The sequence below is a fragment of the Lelliottia sp. F153 genome, assembly GCF_002870005.1.
Lineage (GTDB): Bacteria > Pseudomonadota > Gammaproteobacteria > Enterobacterales > Enterobacteriaceae > Enterobacter > Enterobacter nimipressuralis.
Map to the genome: position 1 here is coordinate 74,246 of NZ_PKFT01000009.1, position 24,565 is coordinate 98,810.

The following is a 24,565-nucleotide window of genomic DNA, read 5'->3' on the forward strand; positions in this document are numbered from 1 at the left end:
TTAAAACAATGACATTACGTCGCGGATTACTTTTACTTTGTCCTCTTTACTTAACCGGATGCGTTGTTGCCGATCTGGATTCGACCAATTATCAGTACGTCCCCTATGTCCAGACCATCCAGAAAAAAGGCACGCTCGGACATACCAATACGGCGCAGCGCAAACAGGATCTTTACGCCTGTGGTTTAGACAAAAAAATTGATCCTGACACGCAGCCATTTAACCGTAATCAGCTTGTCGGAGGCGAAACGATGGCACAGCACGACAAGCGAATCGCCCATCTTGAGAATTGCATGATGGAAAAAGGCTATGTGTTACTCGATTTTGGTCAATGTGGCCCCTTAAAAGCCCCGACCGGAAAATGTAATTAACGAAATAAAAGCCCCAGCGGTTTGTGCCCTAATTAAAATAATGCCCTCCCCTACCAATATAGGGGAGGGATACACCAGGAATATTCCGGGCTTTAGGATTAATCCCCATTTCATCGCCTGCCAAAAAAACCAACAATTTTAACCGTTTCATTTGCCATGGAATGTCCATGACATATTTGCCGGATTACACCGGCGTGACCCACAATAAAATAACGGCACAAGGATTACGGAAAATGAAAAAAATATCTCTGGCGGTATTCGTGGCGGCAAGCCTTGCCAGCGGCGCAGCTCTGGCGGATAACCACACGGTTTCTCTTGGCTATGCGCAGAGCAAAGTTGAGAACTTTAAAAATATTCGCGGTGTTAACGCACAATATCGCTACGAATGGAACTCCCCGCTCAGCGTCATCGGTTCTTTCACCTATATGAGCGGCGATGATGACCAGAAATATTATGTCGATTCTGATTCCGTCAAAAATCATATCGACGTGAAATATTATTCCCTGATGGTCGGTCCGGCTTATCGCATTAATGAATATGTTTCGTTATATGCGCTGGGCGGTGTGGCACATACCAAAGCCGATGTGGATACCAAATGGGTGAACGCGGGCGACGGCTATACGCAAAAAGACAGCCTCTCTGAAAAATCGACCTCTTTTGCTTACGGCGCGGGAGTGCAATTTAACCCAACCGAGGAACTGGCCGTTAACGTCGGTTACGAAGGGACGAATGCCGATATCGACGGCAGCCACTCAATTAATGGCTGGAACGTCGGCGTCGGGTATCGTTTCTAATTCTGCCCTGCCCCTCTCTACGGAAGAGGGGCTATTGTCGACACATGCTGAACAAGGTGTGCAATAAACTGCGTCAATTTCGGCAACGGGCGTAAATCCTGGCGCCAGAGAAGGTGCACCGGTCTCGGCTGCGGAGTGAAAGGCGCCAGCACGCGGATCAACCGCCCACTCGCCAGCTCGTCGGCCACCAGCACTTCCGGTTGTAATAATAAACCCGCCCCGGCCACCGCCGCCGTGCGTAACCCATATCCGTCGTTACAGCGCAGGATCGCATCGCGCTTCCAGCGCACCTCCCCTTCCACGCCCGGCAGCCGCCACTCGTTGCGCGCGGTCCAGACCGTATGCGACAGGCACAGATGATCGATCAGATCGGCAGGCGTTTGCGGCGTGCCGTGGCGCGCCAGATAGTCCGGTGCCGCGCAGATCACCATCCGGTACGGACAGAGATATTTCGCGACCAGATCGTCGTTACGAATATCACCGATACGGATCGCCAGATCGAAACCCTCGTTGACCATATCCACCATCCGGTTAGTCAGATCCAGCTCGACGCGCACCTCCGGCCACGCCTGAAGAAAGGTCGCCGTGAGCGGCGCGATGACACACCCGCCAAAGGAGGTCGGCGCGCTGATGCGCAGCGTGCCAGCCGGGGCTGCACGCAGACGCTCCACGGCGCTTTCGGCAATCGACACCTGCTCCAGCACCCGTTTCGCCTCGTCGTAAAACACCCGCCCGGCGTCTGTCAGGCTCTGACGGCGCGTGTTGCGCTCCAGCAGACGCGTGCCAAGCTGCGTCTCCAGCAGGGCGATGTACTTTCCAACCATCACCGCCGACATCTCCAGCCGACTCGCCGCCAGCGTAAAGCTGCCGCTTTCGACCACGGCGATAAAAGTCTCCATGCCGCGAAGCTTATCCATATTGCAAACCCTTGGTTAGTAATGCTCTAACTTTAGCCCAGTTTATCCGAATTCTGTTTTATTAAAGAATGGAGGCTCACAACATGAAGGAGTCTGCTATGAAAATCGTCATTATTGGTGCCAGCGGTACGGTTGGCCGCGCCGTGACAGAAGAGCTCAGCCGTAAACACGAGGTTATTCGCGTTGGCCGCACGCAGGGTGATGAGCAGGTGGATATTACCTCGCAGGAGAGCGTGCAGGCCCTGTTCGAAAAAATCGGCCCGGTGGATGCGATTGTCTCGGCCAGCGGCGGGCTGCACTTTGGCCCTCTGGCGACCATGAAAGACAGCGATTTCAACCAGGGTTTGCAGGACAAGCTGCTGGGGCAAGTGCGCCTGGCGCTTACCGGACAGCACTACCTGAACGAAGGCGGATCCATTACCCTGATCAGCGGAATTGTCGCCCACGAGCCGATTGCCCAAGGGGTGAACGCCACCACCGTGAATGTGGCGCTCGAAGGGTTTGTGCGCGCTGCTGCCTGCGAAATGCCGCGCGGCATTCGTATCAACCTGATTAGCCCGACGGTGCTGACCGAATCCGCCGAAGCCTACGACGGATTCTTCCCCGGCTTTGAAAGCGTGCCTGCCGCCACCGTCGCGCTGGCCTATCGCCGCAGCGTGGAAGGCGTGCAGAGTGGCCGGGTCTATAAAGTCGGTTACTGAGGCTTAACGGCAGCGATCAACACCAGCATCGGTCGCTCCGCTTCTTCGGCCAGCGCGGGCCAGGCGTCAATCTGCGCCTGCGTTGGACCCCACTCGTTGACTTCGCGAAGGCTTAAACCTGCGTGAATCAGCGCATTCAGCGTCGTGCCAAGCGTGCGGTGATATTTGATCACGCCGTCCGCCAGCCAGTTGCTGACGCGCTGTCCCTCCTGCTGATACTGATTCACTCCCCAGAACCGCTGGCCGTTGTCATCCGTCAGCCAGCCCTGGCGCGAAGCGCAGGTGTAGATCGGATGCTCCATCGAAAAGACCAGGCTGCCGCCGGGTTTGAGCGCACGCTGAACGTGGCGAAAAAGTGTATCGAGTTCCGGCAGATAGTGCAGCGCAAGCGAGCTGTAAACCAGATCGAGACTGTTGTCTTCCAGTTTCACATCCTCGAGATCGAGGCGTTGATACGTGATGGCGGGATCGGCGGTAAGCTCGGCGGCACGGGCGAGCATTTTCTCGGAGATATCGACGCCCGTCACCTGCGCCGCGCCGAGTTCACGCGCGCTGCGGCAGAACCAGCCGTAACCGCAGCCCAGATCGATGACCGTTTTACCGGCCAGATCGGGCAGCATGGATTTGAGCGTCGGCCATTCCGGTGCGCCGTCCAGCCCCTGCACCGAGCGCGGAAGCTGGGCGTAGCCCTCGAAAAACGCCGGATTGTCGTAAATATTTTGTGCCATCGCAGATCCCTCTTGGTGAATATGCGTAGCAGTATATCGCAGGGTTTAGGTTTTGTTGGCCGGGCAAGGCGTAACCGTCACCCGGCGCACTGTTAGCTCACGGTGCCCCACACCAGGTTCCCGTTATGGAACGTCGCGGTTCGTGGGGAAATACGCGCAACGGCTTCTGCCGAGCAGGAGGCGTCCACCAGCACAAAACTCGCGGCATCCTGCGCTTTCGGCCACACGCGTTCGCCTTTGTCGTTCAGTGGCAGTACGTTGCCAGTCGCAATGCCCAGCGCGCGGGACAGCGTTTGCTCGTTCGGACGGATGTAGAGCTGCGCATACAGGTTCGCTTTTTCCAGCATGTCTCCCAGACCGTACGGCGACCAGTGGTCGATCACGCTGTCGGTGCCCGTCATCACAAATACGCCTTTGTCGCGCAGCTGTTTGAGCGGCATGTGTAAGGTGCCAATCGGCACGGTCGAGGCGACGGTGATTTGCTGCGCCGCCATGCGCGTGGCGAGGGCATCCACTTGCTGTTCGTTAAGCGTCGCCAGCGCAAAGCCGTGGCTGATGGTCAGCTTTCCTTTTAACGCTGGGGTTTTCTCGACCGTCTCCACCATATAATTCACCGCCGCTACGCCTGCGGGGCTGGTCTCGTGCAGGTGGATATCCACCCCTTTGTCATAATCCAGCGCGATCTGGAACATGGTATCGAGAGATTTTTCCATCGCGCCGTCGACGTTAGTCGGGTCCAGCCCGCCGACGTAGTGCGCCCCGGCCTGCATCGCTTCACGCATCAGCGGTTCGCATTTTGACAGCAGCAGCCCATGCTGCGGGAACGCAACAATTTCGCAATCAAAACCGGGCTTATGCCGCGCCAGCACCGCCTGCAGATTTTCCAGATTCTTCAGGCCGGAGGTGGGTTCGATATTGCAGTGGCTGCGGGCGATGGTCGAGCCTTTGGACTGAATCAGGTCGATCAGCTTTTCCGCACGTTCCTGCGTATAAGGTTGTAGCTCGGGCAGCAGTTTTTGTTCGAGGCGGATCATGTCCTGAATAGTGGTGCCCGCCGGGCGATTCAGCGAGCGCCACGGGCCGCCGTAGAAGGTCTTGTCCAGATGGATGTGCATGTCGCGCATCGCCGGGAGCATCAGCTTGCCTCCCGCATCGTAATGGGGCAGCGCGCTGTCGGCATGGCTTTTGTTGTCACGCAGGGCGACGATTTTGCCGTCCTGGATCTCCAGGGTTTTAAGTTCGGTGCGAGTGCTGGTTGCCACATCGCCGTCGACGTTAAATCCGGCCTCCAGCAGCACGTTGTCGAGGTAGTAATGTTTCGCGGTGATGTTCATCGTTTTGCCCGTCTCGCAGGTGTTCTTCGCTGTCTCAGCAGCATACGCGACGGAGCCGGTCGCGCCAAACAGCGCGCAGGCAGTGACCATTTTGCCGCTCTGGCTGATAAACTCACGGCGGCTTTTATTCTCTTTCATCGTATCTTCCTTTTCGTGCTCTTTTACGCATTCACAATGTGAGTGCCGGTCTCACCGCGCAGCGCCGCAGGCAGGCAGTCTGGCGAGGTAATGATGACCCGTTTGCCGCCCTGTTTCAGGAACGCCAGACTGGCGACTATTTTCGGCAACATACTGCCCGCCGGGAAATGGCCCTCTTCCATGTAGCACGTCATCTGCGCCACGCTCACGGTATCCAGCGCCTGCTGGTTCGGCTTGCCAAAGTTGATGCACACCTTCTCAACGCCGGTGGTGATCACCAGTACATCGGCGGCGATTTCGCGCGCCAGCAGCGCGGTGGAGAGATCTTTATCAATCACCGCGTCGACGCTCTGATAATCCCCCTCTTGAGTGCGGATCACCGGAATCCCGCCGCCTCCGGCGCCGATCACCACAAAGCCTTTTTGCGTCAGCGCTTTGATGGCGTCGGCTTCAACAATGCGCACCGGCTGCGGCGAGGCGACCACGCGACGATAGCCGCGCCCGGAATCCTCCACAAAGTGCCAGTCCGGATGGGCGAGCTGCAGCTCATCGCGCTGGGCTTCGCTGAAGAAGGCACCGATAGGTTTAGTCGGATGAGTAAAGCCGGGATCGTGTTGATCCACTTCCACCTGGGTGACCACCGTCACCGCCTTTTGCTCCCCGCGCGCCGCGAGACGGTTGTTCAGCGCCTGCTGGATCAGATAGCCGATCCCGCCCTGCGTGTCGGCCACGCAGTTGGCGAGCGGCGTCAGGGGCAGCCCTTCGCGCTCGTGGGCAATCTCTGCACGCCTGAGATCAAGCCCCACCTGCGGGCCGTTGCCGTGGGTGAGGACGATGTCGTAGTCGGAGGCGAGCATCTCTAATACCGATTCCGCCACCGCTTTGACCGCCTGCGCCTGATGTTCAATCGACTGACTGGCGTTATCTTTGATAATGCTGTTACCACCGATGGCGACGACCATGAGTTCTTTCATTGTGTTTCCTTTATGGGTGCGGTCTGGCCCCCTCACCCGGCCCTTCTCCCCTGTAAGAGGATGAGGGTGAGGGGATCAGGCATTATCAGGACTCAGAAACTGGCGCGACCGACCGCGCGACTTCGCGGCTGTCCAGCACATGTTTCACCACGAACATCCCGCTCATCATCAGGTACGCCGTCACAAACATCAGCGAGCTGCCTTCGGCAAATCCCACCACCGGCGCGTGAATCACGCCGAACAGAGCCAGCAGCGCCCCCACCGCCGCGGCAATCGCTCCGCGCAGGGGTTTATTGATGATGGCGAAGATCGCGATACAACCCCAGAGCATGCTGGCGAGCGGTGCGCCGTTGCCCAGATGCACCAGCCCTTCGTAGTAGATGCCTTTGCTGTGCAGCACGTCGGTGCCGATTTTTGCCGCATTGGTTCCCGCCGCCCCCATCACGCTGTTCATCATGGTCAGCGCCCAGTTGGCGATCCACGGGAATAGACAGATAAAGATGACGGGCACCTCCACTTTGGGCGTTTCCCTCACCACCTGGTTGGCGGTGACGACGCCGATAAACACCAGAATCGGCACGATGGCGGTCATCGGAATGATGGCGAGCATAAACGCCCCCAGCCCGAACAGCGGCACGATGAACATGGTGACGCCCGACGCCAGGGTGTAGCCAATGCTTGCGCCCATTGCTTTCCAGCCCGCGTGACCGACGTAGACCGTCACCGGGAATGGGTTGCCCATGAGACAGCCGAGCATGGAGGCCAGACCGTTCGCCAGCATCACCTTGCGCGTCGGGTATTCGTCCCCCGCCGCGTGGGCGCTTTCGATGTTTTCGAGGTCAAAGATATAGTTCGCCAGCCCCAGTGGAACCGCCGAGGCCAGATACGGCAGGGCGTGCGGCAGACCTTGCATGAAACTGTCAACGTGGATTTCCGGCGGGTTAAAGCCGAACGATGACATGGACGCTTTGATCGCTTCCGGGCTTTGCAGACCGGAGATCCACGCCAGCGCCGTCCCGGCGATCAACAGCAACAGACCGGTCGGGATGCGGGCGAAGATCGGTTTTTTGCCGAACCAGTTGATGAAGATCAGCAGCAGCACGATGAAGGAGACCGTCGGCGCTTCGAACGCCTGCAGCATTGGGTTCATCGCCAACAGCAGCAGACCTAAACCGGACAGGCACGACAGCAGCACGGTGCGCGGGATCATCTTGCGGATGGTTTCGCCTAAAAATGAGCCGCCCGCCAGAATCATCGCTTCAACAAAGCACCACACCAGACCAATCTGGATGGCGAAATCCGCGTCGCCGGTCTGCTGGTAAACCGGCATCAGCACCAGGAACGTCACCGTGAAAATGGACGGCGCGCTTGGGCCAGAGGGCAGAGCCGTCACATCCGTGCGCCCGGTCTGGCGCTGCATCTGCAGGCCAAACCACGCGTAGCAAATGCTGGCGACCAGCACCGCCAGCCCGAAGGCTGGCGCGATACGTCCATAAACAATCTCTTTCGGGATGCCAACGACAAAAATGAGCAGCCCCATCATGGTCAGCAAATTGGTCAGGTTGTTGGTCATCAGGCCGAAATAGGCCGCCCAGTCACCTCTTTTCCACTCCAGTTTCATGCTTTTCATGGATGCTTGCCTTATAAAAAGTAGCGATCGCGGAAGGTCAACAGCGCCTTTTCAAAACAGCTAAATGGCGGGTGAACGATGCCCGCCCCAATCATGCCGATCCCGGCGTCTTTGTGGGCAATGGCGGTGTTGATCACCGGCAGGATGCCGCTGGCGGCAACTTTAGTGATATCAATCGCCGTCGGAATGCCCATAAACGAGAGCAGCGGAATGGTGACGTTCGGGTTTTCGCCGAGGGTGATTTCGCGCATCTGACGCGAGAAGTCGATGGCTTCATCCACCGTACCGCCCACCAGCGCGACAATCGCCGGAGCCGTCGCCATCGCGAACCCGCCGATGCCGTAGGTTTCAGTGATGGCGCTGTCGCCGATATCCAGACCGGAGTCCTCCGGCTTGTAACCGGCAAACATTGGGCCGATCACCTGCTGCGCCGGACCGGTAAACCATTGCCCCGGCAGGCCGGAAATGCGCAGGCCGAATTCATAGCCGTTGCGCGCCATGGTGGTGACGACGGTGCTGAATTCGATGCCGTGCGCGGCATCCAGCGCGGCTTTGCACATTGCCATCCACGTCGGGCCAGAGAAGTAGTCGCTGCTCGCCACAAACTCGAACACCTGACGCTGCTGCTCCACCGGATAACCGGCCTGAATCAGCCCCGGCGTCAGGGCCTGGATCAGCAGCGTGGTGCCCGCGTTATTGCGGTTGTGGCACTCGTCACCCATGTGCAGCGCCTGGGCCAGCATTAAGCGCAGATCGATTTCGCCGATGATTTTCATCGCATCGCGCAGCATCGGGCCGAGCACGTCGCGCATCCAGTTCAGACGGTCGATCACGCTCTGATCGTTGGCCCCCATGCGCAGGATTTTTGCCATCTGCTCACTGAGGTTGGTGAACGCGCGGTTACCGTAGGTTTTGTTCTCAACGATGTGCATAAACATCGACGCCGACGTGACGCCCGCCATTGAGCCGACGCAGTCGTGTTCGTGGCACGGCGAGAACGTAATTTTCCCGGAAGCCGCCAGGCGTTCGGCGTCGCTCAGAGAATCAGCCAGCCCTTCAAACACCAGCGCCCCCGTCACCGCACCGCGCATCGCGCCGCACATGTTTTCCCACGCCACCGGTGGCCCGGCGTGCAGGATGGTCGTAGGGGTCATGCCAGGCACCACGTTGATGGCCTGGTCGAAGCCCACCAGCACCGGATGGGACTGGATAATCCGCTCCAATGCCACTTTGTTGGCGGCGGCAATTTTCCCGGCAAGGGTCGGCTGCGCCAGTTGATCCAGCGCCTCGACCACCTGCAGATTGCCCTGCCCCGGCGGCGTCCAGTCGAGCTGCGTGACCGGGACGTGCTGTTTTTTCAGATCGTCGCTGAACAGGGCGATGCCTACGTTAATGACGTTCAACGGCTGGTTAAATAAGGTTTTCATCAGGCTTTCTCTCCTTTGCAGACAAATTCACGCGCCAGTAATCCGGTGTTAGTGCTGCTGCTCGCCCAGATCACACCTGCGTCTGTCAGTAGCTGGCACTGCTGCGACAGGGACGGAGTATCCAGATCGGTGCCCAGCACGTAGCCGAGGATCTCGAGCGGGCGGTTGTCCACTTTGGCAATGGCCTGCGCCTCTTTGATGGCGTCGATCATCACCCCGACCGGATCCTCGTGAGAGCCGAAACCGAGCACGAAATCCATCACGATGACGCCCACTTCCGGGTCGCGCGCCTCCTGCAACAGGCGGCTGATGCGGTTGGTCGGATCGATCATCGGGTGCGGTTTGCCGTTGGTGAAATCATCGTCGCCAAAATCGAGGAAGGTGTGGGCCTGGCTGACGTTGAGATCCGCCAGACGTTTGGTCGGGTCCGGCTGGATGTTGCTGTAGACGTCGTCAAATTTTTCCAGCGCCGCGAACATCGCTTCGTCACACAGGGTGCCGCCGCAGAACAGACCGCGAATGTATTTTTGCTGTGGCGTGAGGCGAGCGCGCACCTCTTCAATTAATGGCCAGTTGAGCGGGTGGAGATCGAGAGACTCTTCTTTGATGCCCGTGAGCAGAACCGCTTTCAGGGCCGCCTCTTTGGTGCCGCGCGCGAACTGCAAACCCGCTTCATCGGCTGGCGGTTCGTTGCGACCGAGGAAACAAACAACGACTGGTTTGCGGCAGGCGCGGGCGCGGGCCAGCACGTTTTCGGCCACCTTCGGCGCAGGCGGTTTGGAGATGAGCGCGATCACTTCAGTGGCTTCGTCGGCTTCCAGCATGTCGATGGCGTCGAGCATCATCAGGCCGCCGATCTTTTCGCTCAAATCGCGCCCGCCGGTGCCGATGAGCTGTGAAATTCCGCCGCCAAACTCATGAATACGCGCGCTCAGCTCCTGGCTGCCAGTCCCCGACGCGCCGACGATGCCAATCGGCCCGCGACGTACCGCGTTGCCAAAGCACAGTGCTGCGCCGTTGATAATGGCGGTTCCGCAGTCGGGTCCCATCATCAGCAGACCTTTCTGGTGCGCCAGCTGCTTGAGAGCCAGCTCGTCGTCGAGGCTGACGTTGTCGGAGAAGAGCATCACGTTGAGATCGTTTTCCAGCGCCTGGCGTGCTTCGCGGGCGGCGAACAGGCCGTTGACGGAGATCACTGCCAGGTTGCTGTCGGGGCGATGCGTTTTGGCGCTGGCGAGGGTAGCGAAACGGGCTTCGTGCGCGCCGCCGCTCTCTTTACGGGTAAATAAGGCTTCGATGGCAGCCAGCGTTTCGTCACTGGCGGCCTCGCCTTTAATCACAATCATCAGGTCGCCGTTTTTAGCGTCCTGCAATTCTGGCGTTAATAATCCCAGGTTTTTTAATACGCCTTTATTCATTTCAGTCGCCATCGCCACAAACGCCTGTTCCACACCGGGCAATTTATTGGCTTTGGTCGAGACCGACATCAGTGAGACAGAATCAAAATAGGTATTCTTTTTAATAACGATTTTGGTGGGCATGTTTTCCTCCCGAATGCGGGCAAAAGGGGGCCGCCATCATGATTAAGGCATGATGGTAAACGTGAAAAAATTCAGGTCAGGCAAGCCCAAAACGGCTTGCCGAATACATTACGCGCCGGCGGCTAACAGCAGTTCAGCAATCGCGTGATAGCCTTTTTCGCGCGCCAGTTCGAGCGGGGTTTTCCCGTATTTGTCGGTCATGTGTGGATTGGCGCCGTGGTCGAGGAGTAATTTGACGATCTCCTGCTGTTTCGCCCCGCCGTCGTTGAGGACGATGGCTTCCAGTAAGGGCGTCCAGCCGACAAAGTTGGTGTGGTTAACGTTGATATCCGTATGCGCCAGCAGCTCGCGGACAATCTCCACGTGGCCTTTTTCGCTCGCAGGGGTAATCCCCACGCCGCCAAAGCGTGACAGGCGATCGAGATCCGGATTAGCCGGCAGGAAGATGCGCAGCAAGGTAAGGTCATTCGTCAGGCAGCTAATTAAGAACGGGTTAAAACAGGTCTGGTCCTGTTTATCGATATCCGCACCGGCGGAAATAAGGAATTCAACGCAAGGATAATGCTTTTTCAGGCTGGCAATAATAATGGCGGTTCTTTTCTGGCGATTGGTGGCATTGATGTCCACCCCTTTTTCCAGACAGGCTTTGAGTGCATCCAGATTGCCCTGCTCTGCCGCAAGCAGAAATTCAGTAACGAGTTCATTTGCAGACATATTCAGACTCCGATGTTTTCATTTCTGATGACCTGAGAATAGCAACAGCCCCGTGATAAAAGAATCCGCTTAAATTTCATTCATCGTAAGGACAGGGATTATTGAATGGAAATCAACAGTCGGGCCAAAACGTGCGTCGGTGCAATGTTTTTCTTATCGTTGACGTCCTTTTCCGCCGTAAAAGCGCATTCTGCTTATATCTCGACACGCCTTGCCTGGCGCGGCCTGAAACAAAATAGCAGAAGTGTGATAGTGCTCAAATGAGATGTAACTGCAGTGTTAAATATTGTTCAAAACTGATTGCCGTTGCGGGCGATTACAAATAGATTCAACAATACCGCCGGGGCTTATGTGAGGGGCTGCGCCATGAATTCGATATTTACGGAAGAGAACCTGCTGGCCTTTACCGCCGCCGCACGCTTCGGCAGTTTTAGCAAAGCGGCCGAAGAGCTGGGCGTGACCACTTCCGCCATTAGCTACACCATCAAACGGATGGAGACGGGGCTGGACGTGGTGCTGTTTGTGCGCAATACGCGCAGCATCGAGCTGACGGAGTCCGGGTTTTACTTTTACCGTAAAGCGACGGATTTGCTCAATGACTTCCACGCCATCAAACGCGGGATTGATACCATTTCACAGGGTATCGAAGCGCGGGTGCGGATCTGTATCAACCAGCTGTTATACACACCGCGTCATACCGCCCGGCTGTTACAGGTCTTAAAAAAACAGTTCCCCACCTGCCAGATCACCGTCACCACCGAGGTGTATAACGGCGTGTGGGATTCGATCATTAATAATCAGGCCAATATTGCGATTGGCGCGCCGGATACGCTGCTTGACGGCGGCGGGATTGATTACACGGAAATCGGCGCGATTCGCTGGGTTTTTGCTATCTCTCCCCAGCACCCGCTGGCGTTTTCCCCGGAGCCGATTGCCGAGAGCCAGCTGCGACTCTATCCCAACATCATGGTCGAAGACACGGCGCATACGATCAATAAAAAAGTGGGCTGGTTGCTGCACGGACAGGAGGCGATTCTGGTGCCAGACTTTAACACCAAATGTCAGTGTCAGATTTTGGGCGAGGGAATTGGATTTTTACCGGAACATATGGCGCGCGAAGCGGTAGAAGATGGATTACTGGTGACGCGACGCATTAACAATCCGCGCCAGGACTCGCGCATGCTGCTGGCCACGCAGCATGCCGCGACCGGCCAGGTAACCCGCTGGATCAAACAGCAGTTTGGGCCTCAGGGGGTACTGACCGGGATATATAGCGATTTACTGTGGCGTGATTAACGCGCGTTTTTAATCGCGGCTCTGCACCCAGAAGGCGTGAATAAGCCCCGGGATGTAACCCAGCAGCGTCAGAATGATATTCAAAATAAACGCCCAGCCGAAACCTTTACCGAGCAGAACACCCAGTGGCGGGATCAGAATAGTAATAACGATACGCCAGAAACCCATACTTTCTCCATTCAAGCTAAAAAAAGAACATTGTTAAAAAAAGTTTTAACGTTAAGCGTAGCGAGTTTACCGTGTCGCGCCATTCCTTAAGCCTGCTTTTACGCTCCTTTACCCTTTTTACAATCACTTAGACTAACGATTAAGGAGTATTCACGCGTTACACCTGTACCCGGCTGATGACGTGGGCTAAGGTAAGAAATACCAAAACGAGGAGGACATTATGTTTACTGTTGGAGATGTTGTGCAGCCACGTATGGGCGGGCCAAAGCTGAAAGTCGTTGAAGTGCATGACGATCAAATTGTTGCCGTGCAGGCGAGCAATGAGCAGGGAGAGAAGTTTACGCTGAAGGCGGCGGATGTGGCGTTGTATAAAGAAGACGGCGATTTCGGCGTCTGCTGAAAGCTCAGGGCGGTGAGATACCGCCCTGATGTGAAATCACTTAGATTAAGAAATCATCCAGTGACTGGCCATTTGCCAGCGCAGTGGCGATTGGCTTAGGCGTACGGCCCTGGCCGGTCCAGGTTTTCACTTCGCCGTTTGCGTCAGTGAAACGGTACTTCGCTTCACGCGCCTGACGTTTTTGCGGCTGGCTGGCACCTTTCAGAACGTCTTTACCCAGCAGATCTTCTGGAGAAATACCGTCAGCTTTCATCAGCTCTAACAGAGCATTAATTTTCTGCTGCTGTTCAGCCTGCTGACTCTGCATTTCATCTTGCTCATTACGTTTTTCTTCCGTAACAATGCGGAATTTTTCCAGCATTTCTTCAAGCACATCAACAGAAAACTCGCGCGCCATTGCGCGAAGGGTACGGATATTATTAAGATTTTGTAACATTGAAGACATATTACTGAAGACCTTTTATGAGTTGATTCAATGAGCAATAGTTCAATATGGTAATCCACTTTACTTTGAATATCCAGCGAGATTCCTCCCAGACTTTTATTAAGGATATTCAACAATATTTAATTAATTATCCTTACCTTTATTTGCATTCCATTCAATATTGCTTTTGTTTAGCTCACACTTTCTATTTCTTATGAGCACGTTTTTGAGCAAACGCCGCCCCTCTCTCGCATAATGCTGAATAATCACTCAACTGTTAAGCATAACTAAACAAGAAACCGATCAGAACAATTCACCACAAAACAGGCGAAAATAGAACATTAATAATACGTCGCCACGTTTTTACCCGTTCGGAAGTTGAGTCTGCTGAGACGATAATTTTCGCGAATACATCTCATTGCTCGCACTCACTCATTTAATTGATTTACAAGCATATTTACAAGATAAAAACAGAAAGCACCGCCGCAGTGAAAAAGCGGGATGTTTTAGAGCATTTCATGGACAAAAGGCCATTAAATAAATATTTTTCACTCATTGTGACTTTCAAAGCAGAGAGATACTCTATACACGTTCAACAAACCAACCTAAAGCACCATGCGCTGCAGGTAAAATCTCTGTTTTGTGTTCTTCTCAAGGAGTTCGGACATGTTCTCACCGCAGTCTCGCCTGCGCCATGCAGTTGCAGACACTTTCGCGATGGTCGTCTACTGTTCCGTAGTGAACATGCTGATCGAGATATTCCTCTCCGGAATGTCTTTTGAGCAGTCCCTTTCTTCCAGACTGGTGGCCATTCCGGTCAACATTCTTATTGCATGGCCGTATGGTTTTTACCGTGACGCCGTCATGCGCCTGGCGCGCCGTGTTAGCCCGTCGGGCTGGCTCAAAAACCTGGCAGACGTGCTGGCTTACGTCACCTTCCAGTCACCGGTGTATGTGGCGATTTTGCTGACCGTCGGCGCAGACTGGCATCAGATTGCGGCTGCCGTCAGCTCGAATATTGTGGTGTCGATGTTGATGGGTGCGGCCTATGGCTACTTCCTGGACTACTGTCGCCGCCTGTTTAAAGTCAGCCAGTATCATCAGTCCCAGGCGTAAAGTGCTGCGACTGGCCGCTGCCAGTCGCACGTTTATTGCGGTTCGCCAAACAGACCTGTCAGAAATCGCTCCAGCGCCATGCGGGAGCTAAAACCATGCGGAATACCGTAATGCTGGTGCCGTTCTCCGGCTAAATACAGCGGAAATTCCTGATAATGATCGCAGGTTTTGATATCCGTGGCAGGTTCAGCAAACGACAAACTACGGTCTTTTAGGGTGGGGTGAATAATCAGCGCAGTGCGTCCCATTCGGGCTTCGCGGTTAACATAGACATAATTATCGCCACGGCGATATCCGTATGTTTTTTGAGTCACTGCATCCATGATGAAACCCGCTTTTTCAAGAACGCGCGCCACCTCATCGGGTCGTAAATACATATTTTATCCTCGTTATCTTTTCCTGCGGGCCAACCTTACAATAATCATCGTTAGCAACGCTTTCAGATAAATCCATAAAGGCCACGATAAGTCGTGACTCGCTTCAGATATTAAAAACCTGGACTAAACTGTGTGTGAACGCAAAATTATGGAGGATCGTATGTTTAACAGACCGAACCGAAACGATATTAATGACGACGCTCAGGATATTCGTAACGATGTCAGCCAATTAGCCGACACACTGGAGGATGTATTGAAATCCTGGGGCTCTGATGCAAAGGATGAGGCGGATGTCGCCAGACGTAAGGCTCAGTCTCTGCTGCGTGAAACCCGCGCCCGGATGCATGGCCACTCACGCACCACGCAGGCCGCCTGCGATGCGATTGGCTGTGCCAATACCTTTATCCGTGAAAAACCGTTGTACGCTGTGGGGACCGTTGCCGCAGTAGGGATTTTTATCGGTGCCTTACTGACGCTGCGTAAATAACCTTAAAACGCGTCATTTGCTGACCCTCGTTCGCCTCTGCGATCGGGGGTTTTTATTTTTACGGTCAAAAAAACGCCAGAAGCCGCGTGCAGCCTGCCCCTCCTCGCATCGCTCATCATCAAGGCAAAATCAATTGATAAATCCCATATCTTGTATGGTTGAAACTTACACCAACTACATCTAGTATTCCCTCTAACAAGACACACACAACCCGACGCACTCATACGCGCCGCTCCCTCATTCTAAATGGAAATACGAATCATGAGCATTACTATTTACACTCGTAACGACTGTGTTCAGTGCCACGCCACGAAACGTGCAATGGAAAACCGTGGCGTCGCGTTTGAGATGGTGAATGTGGACTTGCAGCCCGATGCGGCAGACGCCCTGCGCGCGCAAGGATTTCGTCAGCTTCCGGTGGTGATCGCCGGGGAAACCAGCTGGTCAGGCTTTCGCCCGGACATGATTAATCGCCTGCAAACGCAGGCCGTCAGCGCATGAGTCTGCTCGTCTACTTCTCCAGCAGCTCGGAAAATACGCTGCGCTTTATCGAGCGTCTCGGGCTGCCCGCCGTGCGTATTCCGCTCAACGAGCGCGAGCGCATTCAGGTAGACGAACCTTATATTCTGGTGGTCCCCAGCTATGGCGGCGGTGGAACGGCGGGCGCGGTGCCCCGTCAGGCAATCCGCTTTCTTAATGATCCCCACAACCGGGCGCTGATTCGCGGTGTGATCGCCGCAGGCAATCGCAATTTTGGCGACGCGTTCTGCCGTGCCGGGGATGTTATCTCTCAAAAGTGCGGCGTGCCGTATCTCTATCGTTTTGAACTGATGGGGACACAGCAGGACGTAGAGAACGTGCGTAAAGGAGTGAACGAATTTTGGCAACGACAACCGCAGAACGCGTAGTGCAAGGCTCAACGGATTACCATGCCCTGAACGCTATGCTGAACCTCTACGATCGCGAGGGGAATATTCAGTTTGGCAAAGACCACGAGGCGGTGGAGGCCTTTTTTGCCGCCCACGTCCGCCCGAACACGCTCTCTTTTGCCAGCCAGCAGGCGCGCCTCGACTATCTGGTCAACGAAGGTTATTACGAAGCGCGGGTGCTGACGCGCTACGATCGCGACTTTGTGGTGAAACTGTTTGAACGCGCCCACGCCAGCGGTTTCCGTTTCCAGACGTTCCTCGGCGCCTGGAAGTATTACACCAGCTACACGCTCAAAACCTTCGACGGCAAACGCTATCTGGAAAGTTTTGAAGATCGCGTCTGTATGGTGGCCCTGACGCTCGCGCAGGGTGATGAAGCGCTGGCGCAACAGCTGACGGACGAGATCCTCTCGGGCCGCTTCCAGCCCGCCACGCCGACATTCCTCAACTGCGGGAAAGCCCAGCGCGGTGAGCTGGTCTCCTGCTTCCTGCTGCGCATCGAAGACAATATGGAGTCGATTGGCCGGGCGGTGAACTCGGCCCTGCAGCTTTCCAAACGCGGGGGCGGCGTCGCGTTTCTGCTGTCGAATCTGCGGGAGTCCGGCGCGCCGATTAAGCGCATCGAAAACCAGTCTTCTGGCGTGATCCCGGTGATGAAAATGCTGGAAGATGCGTTTTCCTACGCTAACCAGCTGGGTGCGCGCCAGGGCGCGGGCGCGGTGTATCTTCACGCCCATCACCCGGACATCCTGCGGTTTCTCGATACCAAACGCGAAAACGCCGACGAAAAAATCCGCATCAAAACGCTGTCCCTTGGGGTGGTGATCCCGGATATCACCTTCCAGCTGGCGAAAGAGAATGCCGAGATGGCCCTCTTCTCGCCTTATGACATTGAGCGCATCTACGGCAAGCCATTTGGCGATGTGGCCATTAGCGAGCTGTACGACGAGCTGGTCGCTGACGATCGCATTCGCAAAAAAACCATTAATGCCCGCGACTTCTTCCAGACGCTGGCCGAGATCCAGTTCGAGTCCGGCTATCCGTACATCATGTATGAAGACACGGTGAACCGCGCTAACCCGATTGCCGGGCGTATCAACATGAGTAATCTGTGCTCGGAGATTTTGCAGGTCAACAGCGCGTCGACTTACGACGAGAATCTGGATTACGCCGAAACAGGCAAAGATATCTCCTGCAATCTTGGCTCACTGAATATTGCCCACACCATGGATTCCCCGAATTTTGGCCGCACTGTGGAAACCGCGATTCGTGGCCTGACGGCGGTGTCGGACATGAGCCACATCCGCAGCGTGCCGTCGATCGAAGCCGGGAATGCCGCGTCTCACGCCATCGGGCTGGGTCAGATGAATTTGCACGGCTATCTGGCGCGCGAAGGCATTCCTTACGGCAGTGCCGAAGGGCTGGATTTCACGAATTTCTATTTCTACACCATCACCTGGCATGCCTTGCATACTTCAATGATGCTGGCCCGCGAGCGTAACCAGCGCTTCGCCGGGTTTGAGCAGTCGCGCTACGCCAGCGGAGAGTATTTTAATCAGTATCTGGAAAGTGACTGGCAGCCGAAAACCGAGAAAGTGCGGGCGTTGTTCGCCCGTGCCGGGGTCCCGATTCCGACGCGCGAGATGTGGCAGCAGCTGCGTGCCGACGTCATGCAGTACGGCATCTACAACCAGAACCTGCAGGCCGTGCCGCCTACCGGATCTATTTCCTATATCAACCACGCGACGTCGAGCATTCACCCTATCGTCTCAAAGATTGAGATCCGCAAGGAAGGCAAAACCGGACGCGTCTACTATCCCGCGCCGTTTATGACCAACGAGAACCTGGCGCTCTATCAGGATGCCTATGAAATCGGCCCGGAGAAGATTATTGATACTTACGCCGAGGCGACCCGCCATGTGGATCAGGGGCTGTCGCTGACGTTGTTCTTCCCCGATACCGCCACCACGCGCGATATCAACAAGGCGCAGATTTACGCCTGGAAGAAAGGCATCAAAACCCTGTACTACATTCGCCTGCGTCAGCTTGCGCTGGAAGGCACCGAAATTGAAGGCTGCGTGTCCTGCGCGCTGTAAGGAGAAAGGATGAAACTGTCACGCGTAAGCGCCGTTAACTGGAACAAAATTCAGGACGATAAAGATCTGGAGGTGTGGAACCGCCTGACCAGCAACTTCTGGCTGCCGGAAAAAGTGCCGCTCTCCAACGATATTCCAGCGTGGGCCACCCTCAGCCACGCCGAACAGCAGCTGACCATCCGCGTGTTTACCGGGCTGACGCTGCTGGACACTATTCAGAACACCGTCGGCGCCCCGGCGCTGATGGCGGATTCACTGACGCCTCACGAAGAGGCGGTGATGTCGAATATCAGCTTTATGGAGGCGGTCCACGCCCGTTCCTACAGCTCGATTTTCTCAACACTTTGCCAGACCAAAGATGTGGATGCGGCCTATACCTGGAGCGAAGAGAGTGCCCCGCTCCAGCGCAAAGCCCAGCTGGTGCTGGAGTATTACCAGGCCGATGAGCCGCTGAAGAAGAAAATCGCCAGCGTGTTCCTGGAATCTTTCCTCTTCTATTCCGGCTTCTGGCTGCCGATGTACTGGTCGAGTCGCGGCAAGCTGACCAACACCGCCGATTTGATTCGCCTGATCATCCGCGACGAAGCGGTTCACGGGTATTACATCGGCTATAAATATCAGAAAGGGCTGGAGAAGATTAGCGACGCAAAACGCGAGGAGCTGAAAGATTTTGCGCTGGATTTGCTGATGGATCTTTATGACAACGAGCTGAGCTACACGGAAGAGCTGTATGCGGGAACCGGCTGGGAGGAGGATGTCAAAGCGTTCCTCTGCTACAACGCCAACAAAGCGCTGATGAATCTCGGCTACGAGGCGCTGTTCCCGCCGGAGATGGCGGAGGTGAATCCGGCGATTCTGGCGGCGCTCTCGCCGAATGCCGACGAAAACCACGACTTCTTCTCCGGGTCCGGCTCATCCTACGTGATGGGTAAAGCGGTGGAAACGGAGGATGAGGACTGGGATTTTTAACGCGGTATTTTCCCCTTCATTTTAACCCTCTCCCTTTCGGGAGAGGGGATCGTCAAATCGCCAGACCTAACGCTCGTTAATTTAATATAAATCCCATTTTCTCCCCACAAATATTCCCTGTAATCTATACTGTAATTCCAGCGTCATATTCTCCTGAATCATTCCGATCCAGAAGAAATTCCCCGACCGCGCGGCAAAAATCTCAGAAAAATTCGACACCCGCTCAGCCCTTACCTCATGGGAAATTCAGCCATTTCACCACCGGCAAAATTCGTGCCACACGCGGCACAAGGGTTGTCTCAGATTCTCAGTATGTTAGGGTATGGCCAGTTCATTATTTTTAATGGTATTGATATCGACGCTAATAAATAACGGGAATTACTCTATTGCATGGCAATTAAATTAGAAGTTAAAAATCTCTATAAAGTATTTGGCGAGCATCCACAGCGCGCGTTCAAATATATTGAAAAAGGACTTTCAAAAGAACAAATCCTGGAGAAGACAGGATTATCCCTTGGCGTTAAAGACGCCAGTCTGGCAATTGAAGAAGGCGAGATTTTCGTCATCATGGGGTTATCCGGTTCGGGTAAATCCACTATGGTTCGCCTTCTCAATCGCCTGATTGAACCCACCCGCGGACAGGTGCTGATTGATGGCGTTGATATCGCCAGAATATCTGACGCCGAGCTTCGTGAGGTGCGCAGGAAAAAGATTGCGATGGTCTTCCAGTCATTCGCGCTAATGCCACATATGACGGTACTGGATAATACCGCTTTCGGTATGGAATTAGCGGGAATCCCTGCGGCGATTCGCCAGGAAAAAGCGCTGGATGCATTACGCCAGGTGGGACTGGAAAATTATGCCCACGGCTATCCGGATGAACTTTCTGGCGGTATGCGTCAGCGCGTCGGTTTAGCCCGCGCATTAGCCATCAATCCCGATATTTTATTAATGGATGAAGCCTTCTCAGCGCTCGACCCATTAATTCGTACCGAGATGCAGGATGAGCTGGTAAAACTGCAGGCAAAACATCAGCGAACCGTGGTCTTTATTTCCCACGATCTCGATGAAGCGATGCGTATTGGCGATCGCATTGCCATTATGCAAAATGGCGAAGTGGTGCAGGTCGGCACGCCGGACGAAATTCTGAATAATCCGGCCAATGATTATGTGCGCACCTTCTTCCGGGGCGTGGATATTAGCCAGGTGTTTAGCGCGAAAGATATTTCCCGCCGTGCGCTGGATGGCATTATTCGCCGCACGCCAGGGTTTGGCCCGCGCTCGGCGCTGAAACTGCTGCAGGACGAAGACCGCGAATATGGCTATGTCATTGAGCGCGGTAATAAATTTGTAGGCATTGTCTCCATCGACTCTCTGAAAAAAGCGCTTAGCGAAAACCAGGGAATCGATGCGGCGTTACTCGACGCTCCGCTTGCCGTGGACGCCGAAACGCCGCTCAGCGAGTTGCTCTCTCACGTCGGCCAGGCACCCTGCGCGGTTCCGGTCATTGGAGAAGAACAACAGTACGTCGGCATCATCTCAAAACGCATGTTGCTGCAGGCTTTAGATCGCGAGGGGGCAAACAATGGCTGATCAATCTAATCCGTGGGGAACCACAGAAGCGGCAGATAGCGCCGCACAATCGGCAGACGCATGGGGAACTTCTGCGCCTGCGCCCGCTGACGGCGGTAGCACCGCCGACTGGCTCAACAGCGCTCCGGCGCCCGCACCAGAACATTTCAATATTATGGACCCGTTCCATAAAACCCTGATCCCGCTGGACAGCTGGGTGACCGAAGGCATCGACTGGGTGGTGACCCACTTCCGTCCGGTGTTCCAGGGCATTCGCGTCCCGGTGGATTACATTCTCAACGGCTTCCAGCAGATGATGCTCGGAATGCCCGCGCCTGTTGCCATTGCGCTGTTCGCGCTCATTGCGTGGCAGTTCGGCAGTGCAGGTATGGGGATCGCCACACTTATTTCACTGATTTTAATTGGTGCTATCGGAGCCTGGTCTCAGGCGATGATTACTCTGGCGCTGGTGCTCACCGCCCTGCTGTTCTGCGTGGTGATCGGTTTGCCGATGGGCATATGGCTGGCGCGCAGCCCGAGGGCGGCGAAAATTATTCGTCCGCTGCTGGATGCGATGCAGACCACGCCGGCGTTTGTCTATCTGGTGCCTATCGTAATGCTGTTCGGGATCGGTAACGTACCGGGCGTGGTCGTGACCATTATCTTCGCCTTGCCGCCGATTATCCGTCTGACCATTCTGGGGATTAACCAGGTGCCAGCCGATCTGATCGAAGCGTCACGCTCGTTCGGTGCCAGCCCGCGTCAGATGCTGTTTAAAGTGCAGCTCCCGCTGGCGATGCCCACCATTATGGCAGGCGTGAACCAGACGCTGATGCTCGCCCTCTCGATGGTGGTGATCGCCTCAATGATTGCTGTGGGTGGCCTCGGCCAGATGGTACTGCGCGGTATCGGTCGTCTCGATATGGGACTGGCCACCGTGGGCGGCGTCGGGATCGTGATCCTCGCCATTATTCTTGACCGCCTGACTCAGGCAGTCGGTCGCGATTCACGCAGTCGCGGCAACCGTCGCTGGTACAGCACCGGCCCGGTCGGGTTGATTACCCGTCCATTCATTAAATAAGGAACAACGATGCGACATAACATCCTTTTTGCCACAGCGTTTGCCACCCTTGTCTCTACCAGCGCATTCGCCGCTGACCTGCCGGGTAAAGGCATTACCGTTCAACCGGTACAGAGCACAATTTCGGAAGAGTCCTTCCAGACCATGATCGTCAGCCGCGCCCTTGAAAAACTGGGTTATACGGTCAATAAGCCGAGCGAAGTGGATTACAACGTCGGCTACACCTCGATTGCCTCTGGCGATGCGACCTTTACCGCCGTGAACTGGCAGCCGCTGCATGATGACATGTATGCCGCCGCCGGCGGGAGTAAGAAGTTTTACCGCGAAGGCACCTTCGTGACCGGCGCTGCGCAGGGCTATTTGGTCGACAAGAAAACCGCCGACAAATACCACATCACCAATGTTGAGCAGCTTAAAGATCCGAAGATCGCCAAACTGTTCGACACCAACGGTGACGGCAAAGCCGACATGATGGGCTGTTCGCCGGGCTGGGGCTGTGAGGCGGTGATTAACCACCAGAACAAAGCCTTCGATCTGGAAAAGACCGTCGACGTGAGCCACGGTAACTACTCCGCGATGATGGCAGATACCATCGCCCGCTTTAAAGAGGGTAAACCAGTGATCTACTACACCTGGACGCCGTACTGGGTGAGCGACGTGCTGAAGCCAGGCAAAGACGTAGTGTGGCTGCAGGTGCCGTTCTCTTCTCTGCCAGGTGAGCAGAAAGATATCGACACCAAGTTGCCAAACGGCATGAACTACGGTTTCCCGGTGAACACCATGCATATCGTCGCGAACAAAGCCTGGGCTGAGAAAAATCCGGCGGCGGCGAAGCTGTTCTCGGTGATGAAACTGCCGCTGGCTGATATCAACGCGCAGAATGCGATGATGCATGAAGGCAAATCGTCTGAAGCCGATGTCCAGGGTCACGTTGACGGCTGGATCAAAGCCCACCAGCAGCAGTTTGATGGCTGGGTGAACGAGGCGCTGGCAGCGCAGAAGTAACGCTTTTTCCTTACCTCGCCCTCTCCCGTTTGGGAGGGGGTTAGGGTAAGGGCATCAAACTCCCCCCAGGCCTAAACCGCACAAACCACCACGCAACAAATCCCCAACATTCACATTCATCCGTTATGATGGTTTCTGAAAAAATAATCACTTAACTCACGATTCCTGACTCTCATGACGAAAACTTCTCAAGGGCTTAGCCCGGCACTTATTCTGCTCATGTCTGTGGCAACTGGCCTCGCGGTGGCCAGTAACTACTATGCGCAACCTTTACTCGACACCATCGCCCGCGCCTTTTCGCTCTCCGCCAGTTCCGCCGGTTTTATTGTGACAGCCGCCCAGCTCGGCTACGCCGCGGGCCTGCTGTTCCTCGTGCCGCTCGGCGATATGTTTGAACGCCGCAGACTGATCGTCTCCATGACGCTGCTGGCAGCGGGCGGGATGTTAATTACCGCCTCCAGCCAGTCGCTGGGGATGATGATCCTCGGTACGGCGCTGACCGGATTGTTCTCGGTCGTGGCCCAGATCCTCGTGCCGCTAGCCGCCACGCTCGCGGCACCAGAAAAGCGCGGCAAAGTGGTAGGAACGATCATGAGCGGCCTGCTGCTGGGGATTTTGCTGGCGCGAACCGTTGCCGGGCTGCTGGCAAGTCTTGGCGGCTGGCGCACGGTCTACTGGGTCGCCAGCGTGCTGATGGTCGTGATGGCCTTTGCCCTGTGGCGCGGCCTGCCAAAAGTGAAGCAGGAAAATCATCTTAACTACCCTCAGCTTCTCGGCTCGGTGTTCAGCCTGTTCACCCAGGATAAACTTCTGAGAACGCGCGCGCTGTTGGGCTGTTTCACCTTTGCCAACTTCAGCATTCTGTGGACCTCAATGGCCTTCCTGCTGGCCTCGCCGCCGTTCAACTATTCCGAAGGGGTGATTGGCCTGTTTGGTCTGGCGGGTGCGGCCGGTGCGCTGGGCGCTCGCCCTGCCGGTGGTCTGGCGGATAAAGGCAAATCCCATCTCACAACCTCCGCCGGGCTGGTCATGCTGCTCCTCTCCTGGGCGGCGATCTGGTACGGGCATATCTCGGTGCTGTCGCTGATTGTCGGGATTCTGGTCCTCGACCTGACCGTACAGGGCGTGCATATCACTAACCAGACGGTGATCTATCGCGTGAAGCCCGAGGCTCGTAACCGCCTGACTGCCGGTTACATGACCAGCTACTTTATCGGCGGTGCGGCAGGCTCCCTGATCTCGGCGTCCGCGTGGCAGCATTACGGCTGGACCGGCGTGTGCGTGGTCGGTACCCTTGTTGCAGCCGTTAACCTGCTCATCTGGTGGCGCGGCTATCACCTTCAGGAAGCCATTATCTAAGCTTTACATCGGTTTGG

General features: G+C 55.5%; 26 protein-coding genes. 15 read left to right on the top strand and 11 right to left on the bottom strand.

Features of this window, described 5'->3' with window-relative positions; genetic code table 11:
• Nucleotides 1-8 precede the first annotated feature (8 nt).
• A complete protein-coding gene (locus F153LOC_RS17815; protein WP_102105397.1) occupies nucleotides 9-371 on the top strand; it encodes a hypothetical protein in 363 nt (120 codons plus the stop codon).
• Between the two features lie 233 nt (nucleotides 372-604).
• Nucleotides 605-1,165 carry an Ail/Lom family outer membrane beta-barrel protein gene (locus F153LOC_RS17820; RefSeq protein WP_102105398.1) on the top strand — a complete coding sequence of 187 codons (561 nt, stop codon included), beginning with the start codon at nucleotides 605-607 and terminating at the stop codon, nucleotides 1,163-1,165.
• A 17-nt stretch (nucleotides 1,166-1,182) separates the two neighbouring features.
• On the opposite strand, the gene F153LOC_RS17825 is transcribed toward F153LOC_RS17820, so the two are convergent.
• The gene (locus tag F153LOC_RS17825; protein ID WP_102105399.1) at nucleotides 1,183-2,082 is read right to left on the bottom strand and encodes a LysR family transcriptional regulator; all 900 of its coding nucleotides are present in this window, start codon (nucleotides 2,080-2,082) and stop codon (nucleotides 1,183-1,185) included.
• A gap of 83 nt (nucleotides 2,083-2,165) precedes the next feature.
• On the opposite strand from F153LOC_RS17825, the gene F153LOC_RS17830 reads away from it, so the two are divergent.
• Nucleotides 2,166-2,783, top strand: a complete 618-nt coding sequence (locus tag F153LOC_RS17830) for a short chain dehydrogenase (protein ID WP_102105400.1) — start codon at nucleotides 2,166-2,168, stop codon at nucleotides 2,781-2,783.
• Here F153LOC_RS17830 and F153LOC_RS17835 read toward each other — a convergent pair.
• The 7 genes from F153LOC_RS17835 to F153LOC_RS17865 form a co-directional block, all read right to left on the bottom strand.
• Nucleotides 2,777-3,511: a bifunctional 2-polyprenyl-6-hydroxyphenol methylase/3-demethylubiquinol 3-O-methyltransferase UbiG gene (locus F153LOC_RS17835; RefSeq protein ID WP_102105401.1), complete on the bottom strand. Its 735-nt coding sequence runs from the start codon at nucleotides 3,509-3,511 to the stop codon at nucleotides 2,777-2,779. The genes F153LOC_RS17830 and F153LOC_RS17835 overlap by 7 nt on opposite strands.
• A gap of 92 nt (nucleotides 3,512-3,603) precedes the next feature.
• Nucleotides 3,604-4,983 (bottom strand): amidohydrolase family protein, encoded by a 1,380-nt coding sequence (locus tag F153LOC_RS17840; RefSeq protein WP_102105402.1) that lies wholly within the window; start codon nucleotides 4,981-4,983, stop codon nucleotides 3,604-3,606.
• Between the two features lie 23 nt (nucleotides 4,984-5,006).
• Nucleotides 5,007-5,957 carry a carbamate kinase family protein gene (locus tag F153LOC_RS17845; protein WP_102105403.1) on the bottom strand — a complete coding sequence of 317 codons (951 nt, stop codon included), beginning with the start codon at nucleotides 5,955-5,957 and terminating at the stop codon, nucleotides 5,007-5,009.
• A gap of 85 nt (nucleotides 5,958-6,042) precedes the next feature.
• Nucleotides 6,043-7,587 (bottom strand): xanthine permease, encoded by a 1,545-nt coding sequence (locus F153LOC_RS17850; RefSeq protein WP_102105404.1) that lies wholly within the window; start codon nucleotides 7,585-7,587, stop codon nucleotides 6,043-6,045.
• 11 nt (nucleotides 7,588-7,598) lie between these two features.
• Nucleotides 7,599-9,014, bottom strand: coding sequence for a DUF1116 domain-containing protein (locus F153LOC_RS17855; protein WP_369804808.1), 1,416 nt, complete (start codon nucleotides 9,012-9,014; stop codon nucleotides 7,599-7,601).
• Nucleotides 9,014-10,555 carry an acyl-CoA synthetase FdrA gene (gene fdrA / locus F153LOC_RS17860; protein WP_102105406.1) on the bottom strand — a complete coding sequence of 514 codons (1,542 nt, stop codon included), beginning with the start codon at nucleotides 10,553-10,555 and terminating at the stop codon, nucleotides 9,014-9,016. Before fdrA ends, F153LOC_RS17855 begins: the two co-directional genes overlap by 1 nt.
• Before the next feature lie 108 nt (nucleotides 10,556-10,663).
• Nucleotides 10,664-11,269, bottom strand: a complete 606-nt coding sequence (locus tag F153LOC_RS17865; RefSeq protein WP_102105407.1) for an ankyrin repeat domain-containing protein — start codon at nucleotides 11,267-11,269, stop codon at nucleotides 10,664-10,666.
• A 366-nt stretch (nucleotides 11,270-11,635) separates the two neighbouring features.
• On the opposite strand from F153LOC_RS17865, the gene F153LOC_RS17870 reads away from it, so the two are divergent.
• Complete coding sequence (locus F153LOC_RS17870; RefSeq protein WP_100779203.1) at nucleotides 11,636-12,565, top strand: LysR substrate-binding domain-containing protein; 930 nt, start codon at nucleotides 11,636-11,638, stop codon at nucleotides 12,563-12,565.
• A gap of 9 nt (nucleotides 12,566-12,574) precedes the next feature.
• Here F153LOC_RS17870 and F153LOC_RS17875 read toward each other — a convergent pair whose 3' ends face one another.
• Nucleotides 12,575-12,733, bottom strand: a complete 159-nt coding sequence (locus F153LOC_RS17875; protein ID WP_100779202.1) for a YqaE/Pmp3 family membrane protein — start codon at nucleotides 12,731-12,733, stop codon at nucleotides 12,575-12,577.
• 220 nt (nucleotides 12,734-12,953) lie between these two features.
• Here F153LOC_RS17875 and F153LOC_RS17880 point away from each other — a divergent pair, with 220 nt between their 5' ends.
• Nucleotides 12,954-13,133, top strand: coding sequence for a hypothetical protein (locus F153LOC_RS17880; protein WP_100779201.1), 180 nt, complete (start codon nucleotides 12,954-12,956; stop codon nucleotides 13,131-13,133).
• Between the two features lie 40 nt (nucleotides 13,134-13,173).
• Here F153LOC_RS17880 and stpA read toward each other — a convergent pair whose 3' ends face one another.
• Nucleotides 13,174-13,578: a DNA-binding protein StpA gene (gene stpA, locus F153LOC_RS17885; RefSeq protein WP_100779200.1), complete on the bottom strand. Its 405-nt coding sequence runs from the start codon at nucleotides 13,576-13,578 to the stop codon at nucleotides 13,174-13,176.
• A gap of 645 nt (nucleotides 13,579-14,223) precedes the next feature.
• Between stpA and alaE the strand changes: the two genes are divergently transcribed.
• Complete coding sequence (gene alaE, locus F153LOC_RS17890) at nucleotides 14,224-14,673, top strand: L-alanine exporter AlaE (protein ID WP_102105408.1); 450 nt, start codon at nucleotides 14,224-14,226, stop codon at nucleotides 14,671-14,673.
• 32 nt (nucleotides 14,674-14,705) lie between these two features.
• Here the strand turns inward: alaE and F153LOC_RS17895 are convergent, their stop codons facing one another.
• Nucleotides 14,706-15,050 (bottom strand): DUF2002 family protein, encoded by a 345-nt coding sequence (locus F153LOC_RS17895; RefSeq protein ID WP_100779198.1) that lies wholly within the window; start codon nucleotides 15,048-15,050, stop codon nucleotides 14,706-14,708.
• Between the two features lie 160 nt (nucleotides 15,051-15,210).
• On the opposite strand from F153LOC_RS17895, the gene F153LOC_RS17900 reads away from it, so the two are divergent.
• From F153LOC_RS17900 to F153LOC_RS17940, 9 genes are all read left to right on the top strand, one after another.
• Nucleotides 15,211-15,537, top strand: coding sequence for a DUF883 domain-containing protein (locus tag F153LOC_RS17900; RefSeq protein ID WP_102105409.1), 327 nt, complete (start codon nucleotides 15,211-15,213; stop codon nucleotides 15,535-15,537).
• Between the two features lie 261 nt (nucleotides 15,538-15,798).
• Complete coding sequence (gene nrdH, locus F153LOC_RS17905; RefSeq protein WP_100779196.1) at nucleotides 15,799-16,038, top strand: glutaredoxin-like protein NrdH; 240 nt, start codon at nucleotides 15,799-15,801, stop codon at nucleotides 16,036-16,038.
• Nucleotides 16,035-16,445 (top strand): class Ib ribonucleoside-diphosphate reductase assembly flavoprotein NrdI, encoded by a 411-nt coding sequence (gene nrdI, locus F153LOC_RS17910; RefSeq protein ID WP_100779195.1) that lies wholly within the window; start codon nucleotides 16,035-16,037, stop codon nucleotides 16,443-16,445. The genes nrdH and nrdI overlap by 4 nt, the downstream gene beginning before the upstream one ends.
• Nucleotides 16,418-18,562: a class 1b ribonucleoside-diphosphate reductase subunit alpha gene (gene nrdE, locus F153LOC_RS17915; RefSeq protein ID WP_100779194.1), complete on the top strand. Its 2,145-nt coding sequence runs from the start codon at nucleotides 16,418-16,420 to the stop codon at nucleotides 18,560-18,562. The genes nrdI and nrdE overlap by 28 nt, the downstream gene beginning before the upstream one ends.
• A 9-nt stretch (nucleotides 18,563-18,571) precedes the next feature.
• Entirely contained in the window at nucleotides 18,572-19,531 is a 960-nt protein-coding gene (nrdF, locus tag F153LOC_RS17920) for a class 1b ribonucleoside-diphosphate reductase subunit beta (protein ID WP_102105410.1), read from the top strand.
• 390 nt (nucleotides 19,532-19,921) lie between these two features.
• Nucleotides 19,922-21,124: a glycine betaine/L-proline ABC transporter ATP-binding protein ProV gene (gene proV, locus F153LOC_RS17925; RefSeq protein ID WP_102105411.1), complete on the top strand. Its 1,203-nt coding sequence runs from the start codon at nucleotides 19,922-19,924 to the stop codon at nucleotides 21,122-21,124.
• Entirely contained in the window at nucleotides 21,117-22,184 is a 1,068-nt protein-coding gene (gene proW, locus F153LOC_RS17930) for a glycine betaine/L-proline ABC transporter permease ProW (protein WP_100779191.1), read from the top strand. Before proV ends, proW begins: the two co-directional genes overlap by 8 nt.
• A 9-nt stretch (nucleotides 22,185-22,193) precedes the next feature.
• Nucleotides 22,194-23,189: a glycine betaine/L-proline ABC transporter substrate-binding protein ProX gene (gene proX / locus F153LOC_RS17935; RefSeq protein ID WP_100779190.1), complete on the top strand. Its 996-nt coding sequence runs from the start codon at nucleotides 22,194-22,196 to the stop codon at nucleotides 23,187-23,189.
• 174 nt (nucleotides 23,190-23,363) lie between these two features.
• Nucleotides 23,364-24,548: an MFS transporter gene (locus F153LOC_RS17940; protein WP_100779189.1), complete on the top strand. Its 1,185-nt coding sequence runs from the start codon at nucleotides 23,364-23,366 to the stop codon at nucleotides 24,546-24,548.
• The last annotated feature ends 17 nt before the right edge of the window (nucleotides 24,549-24,565 follow it).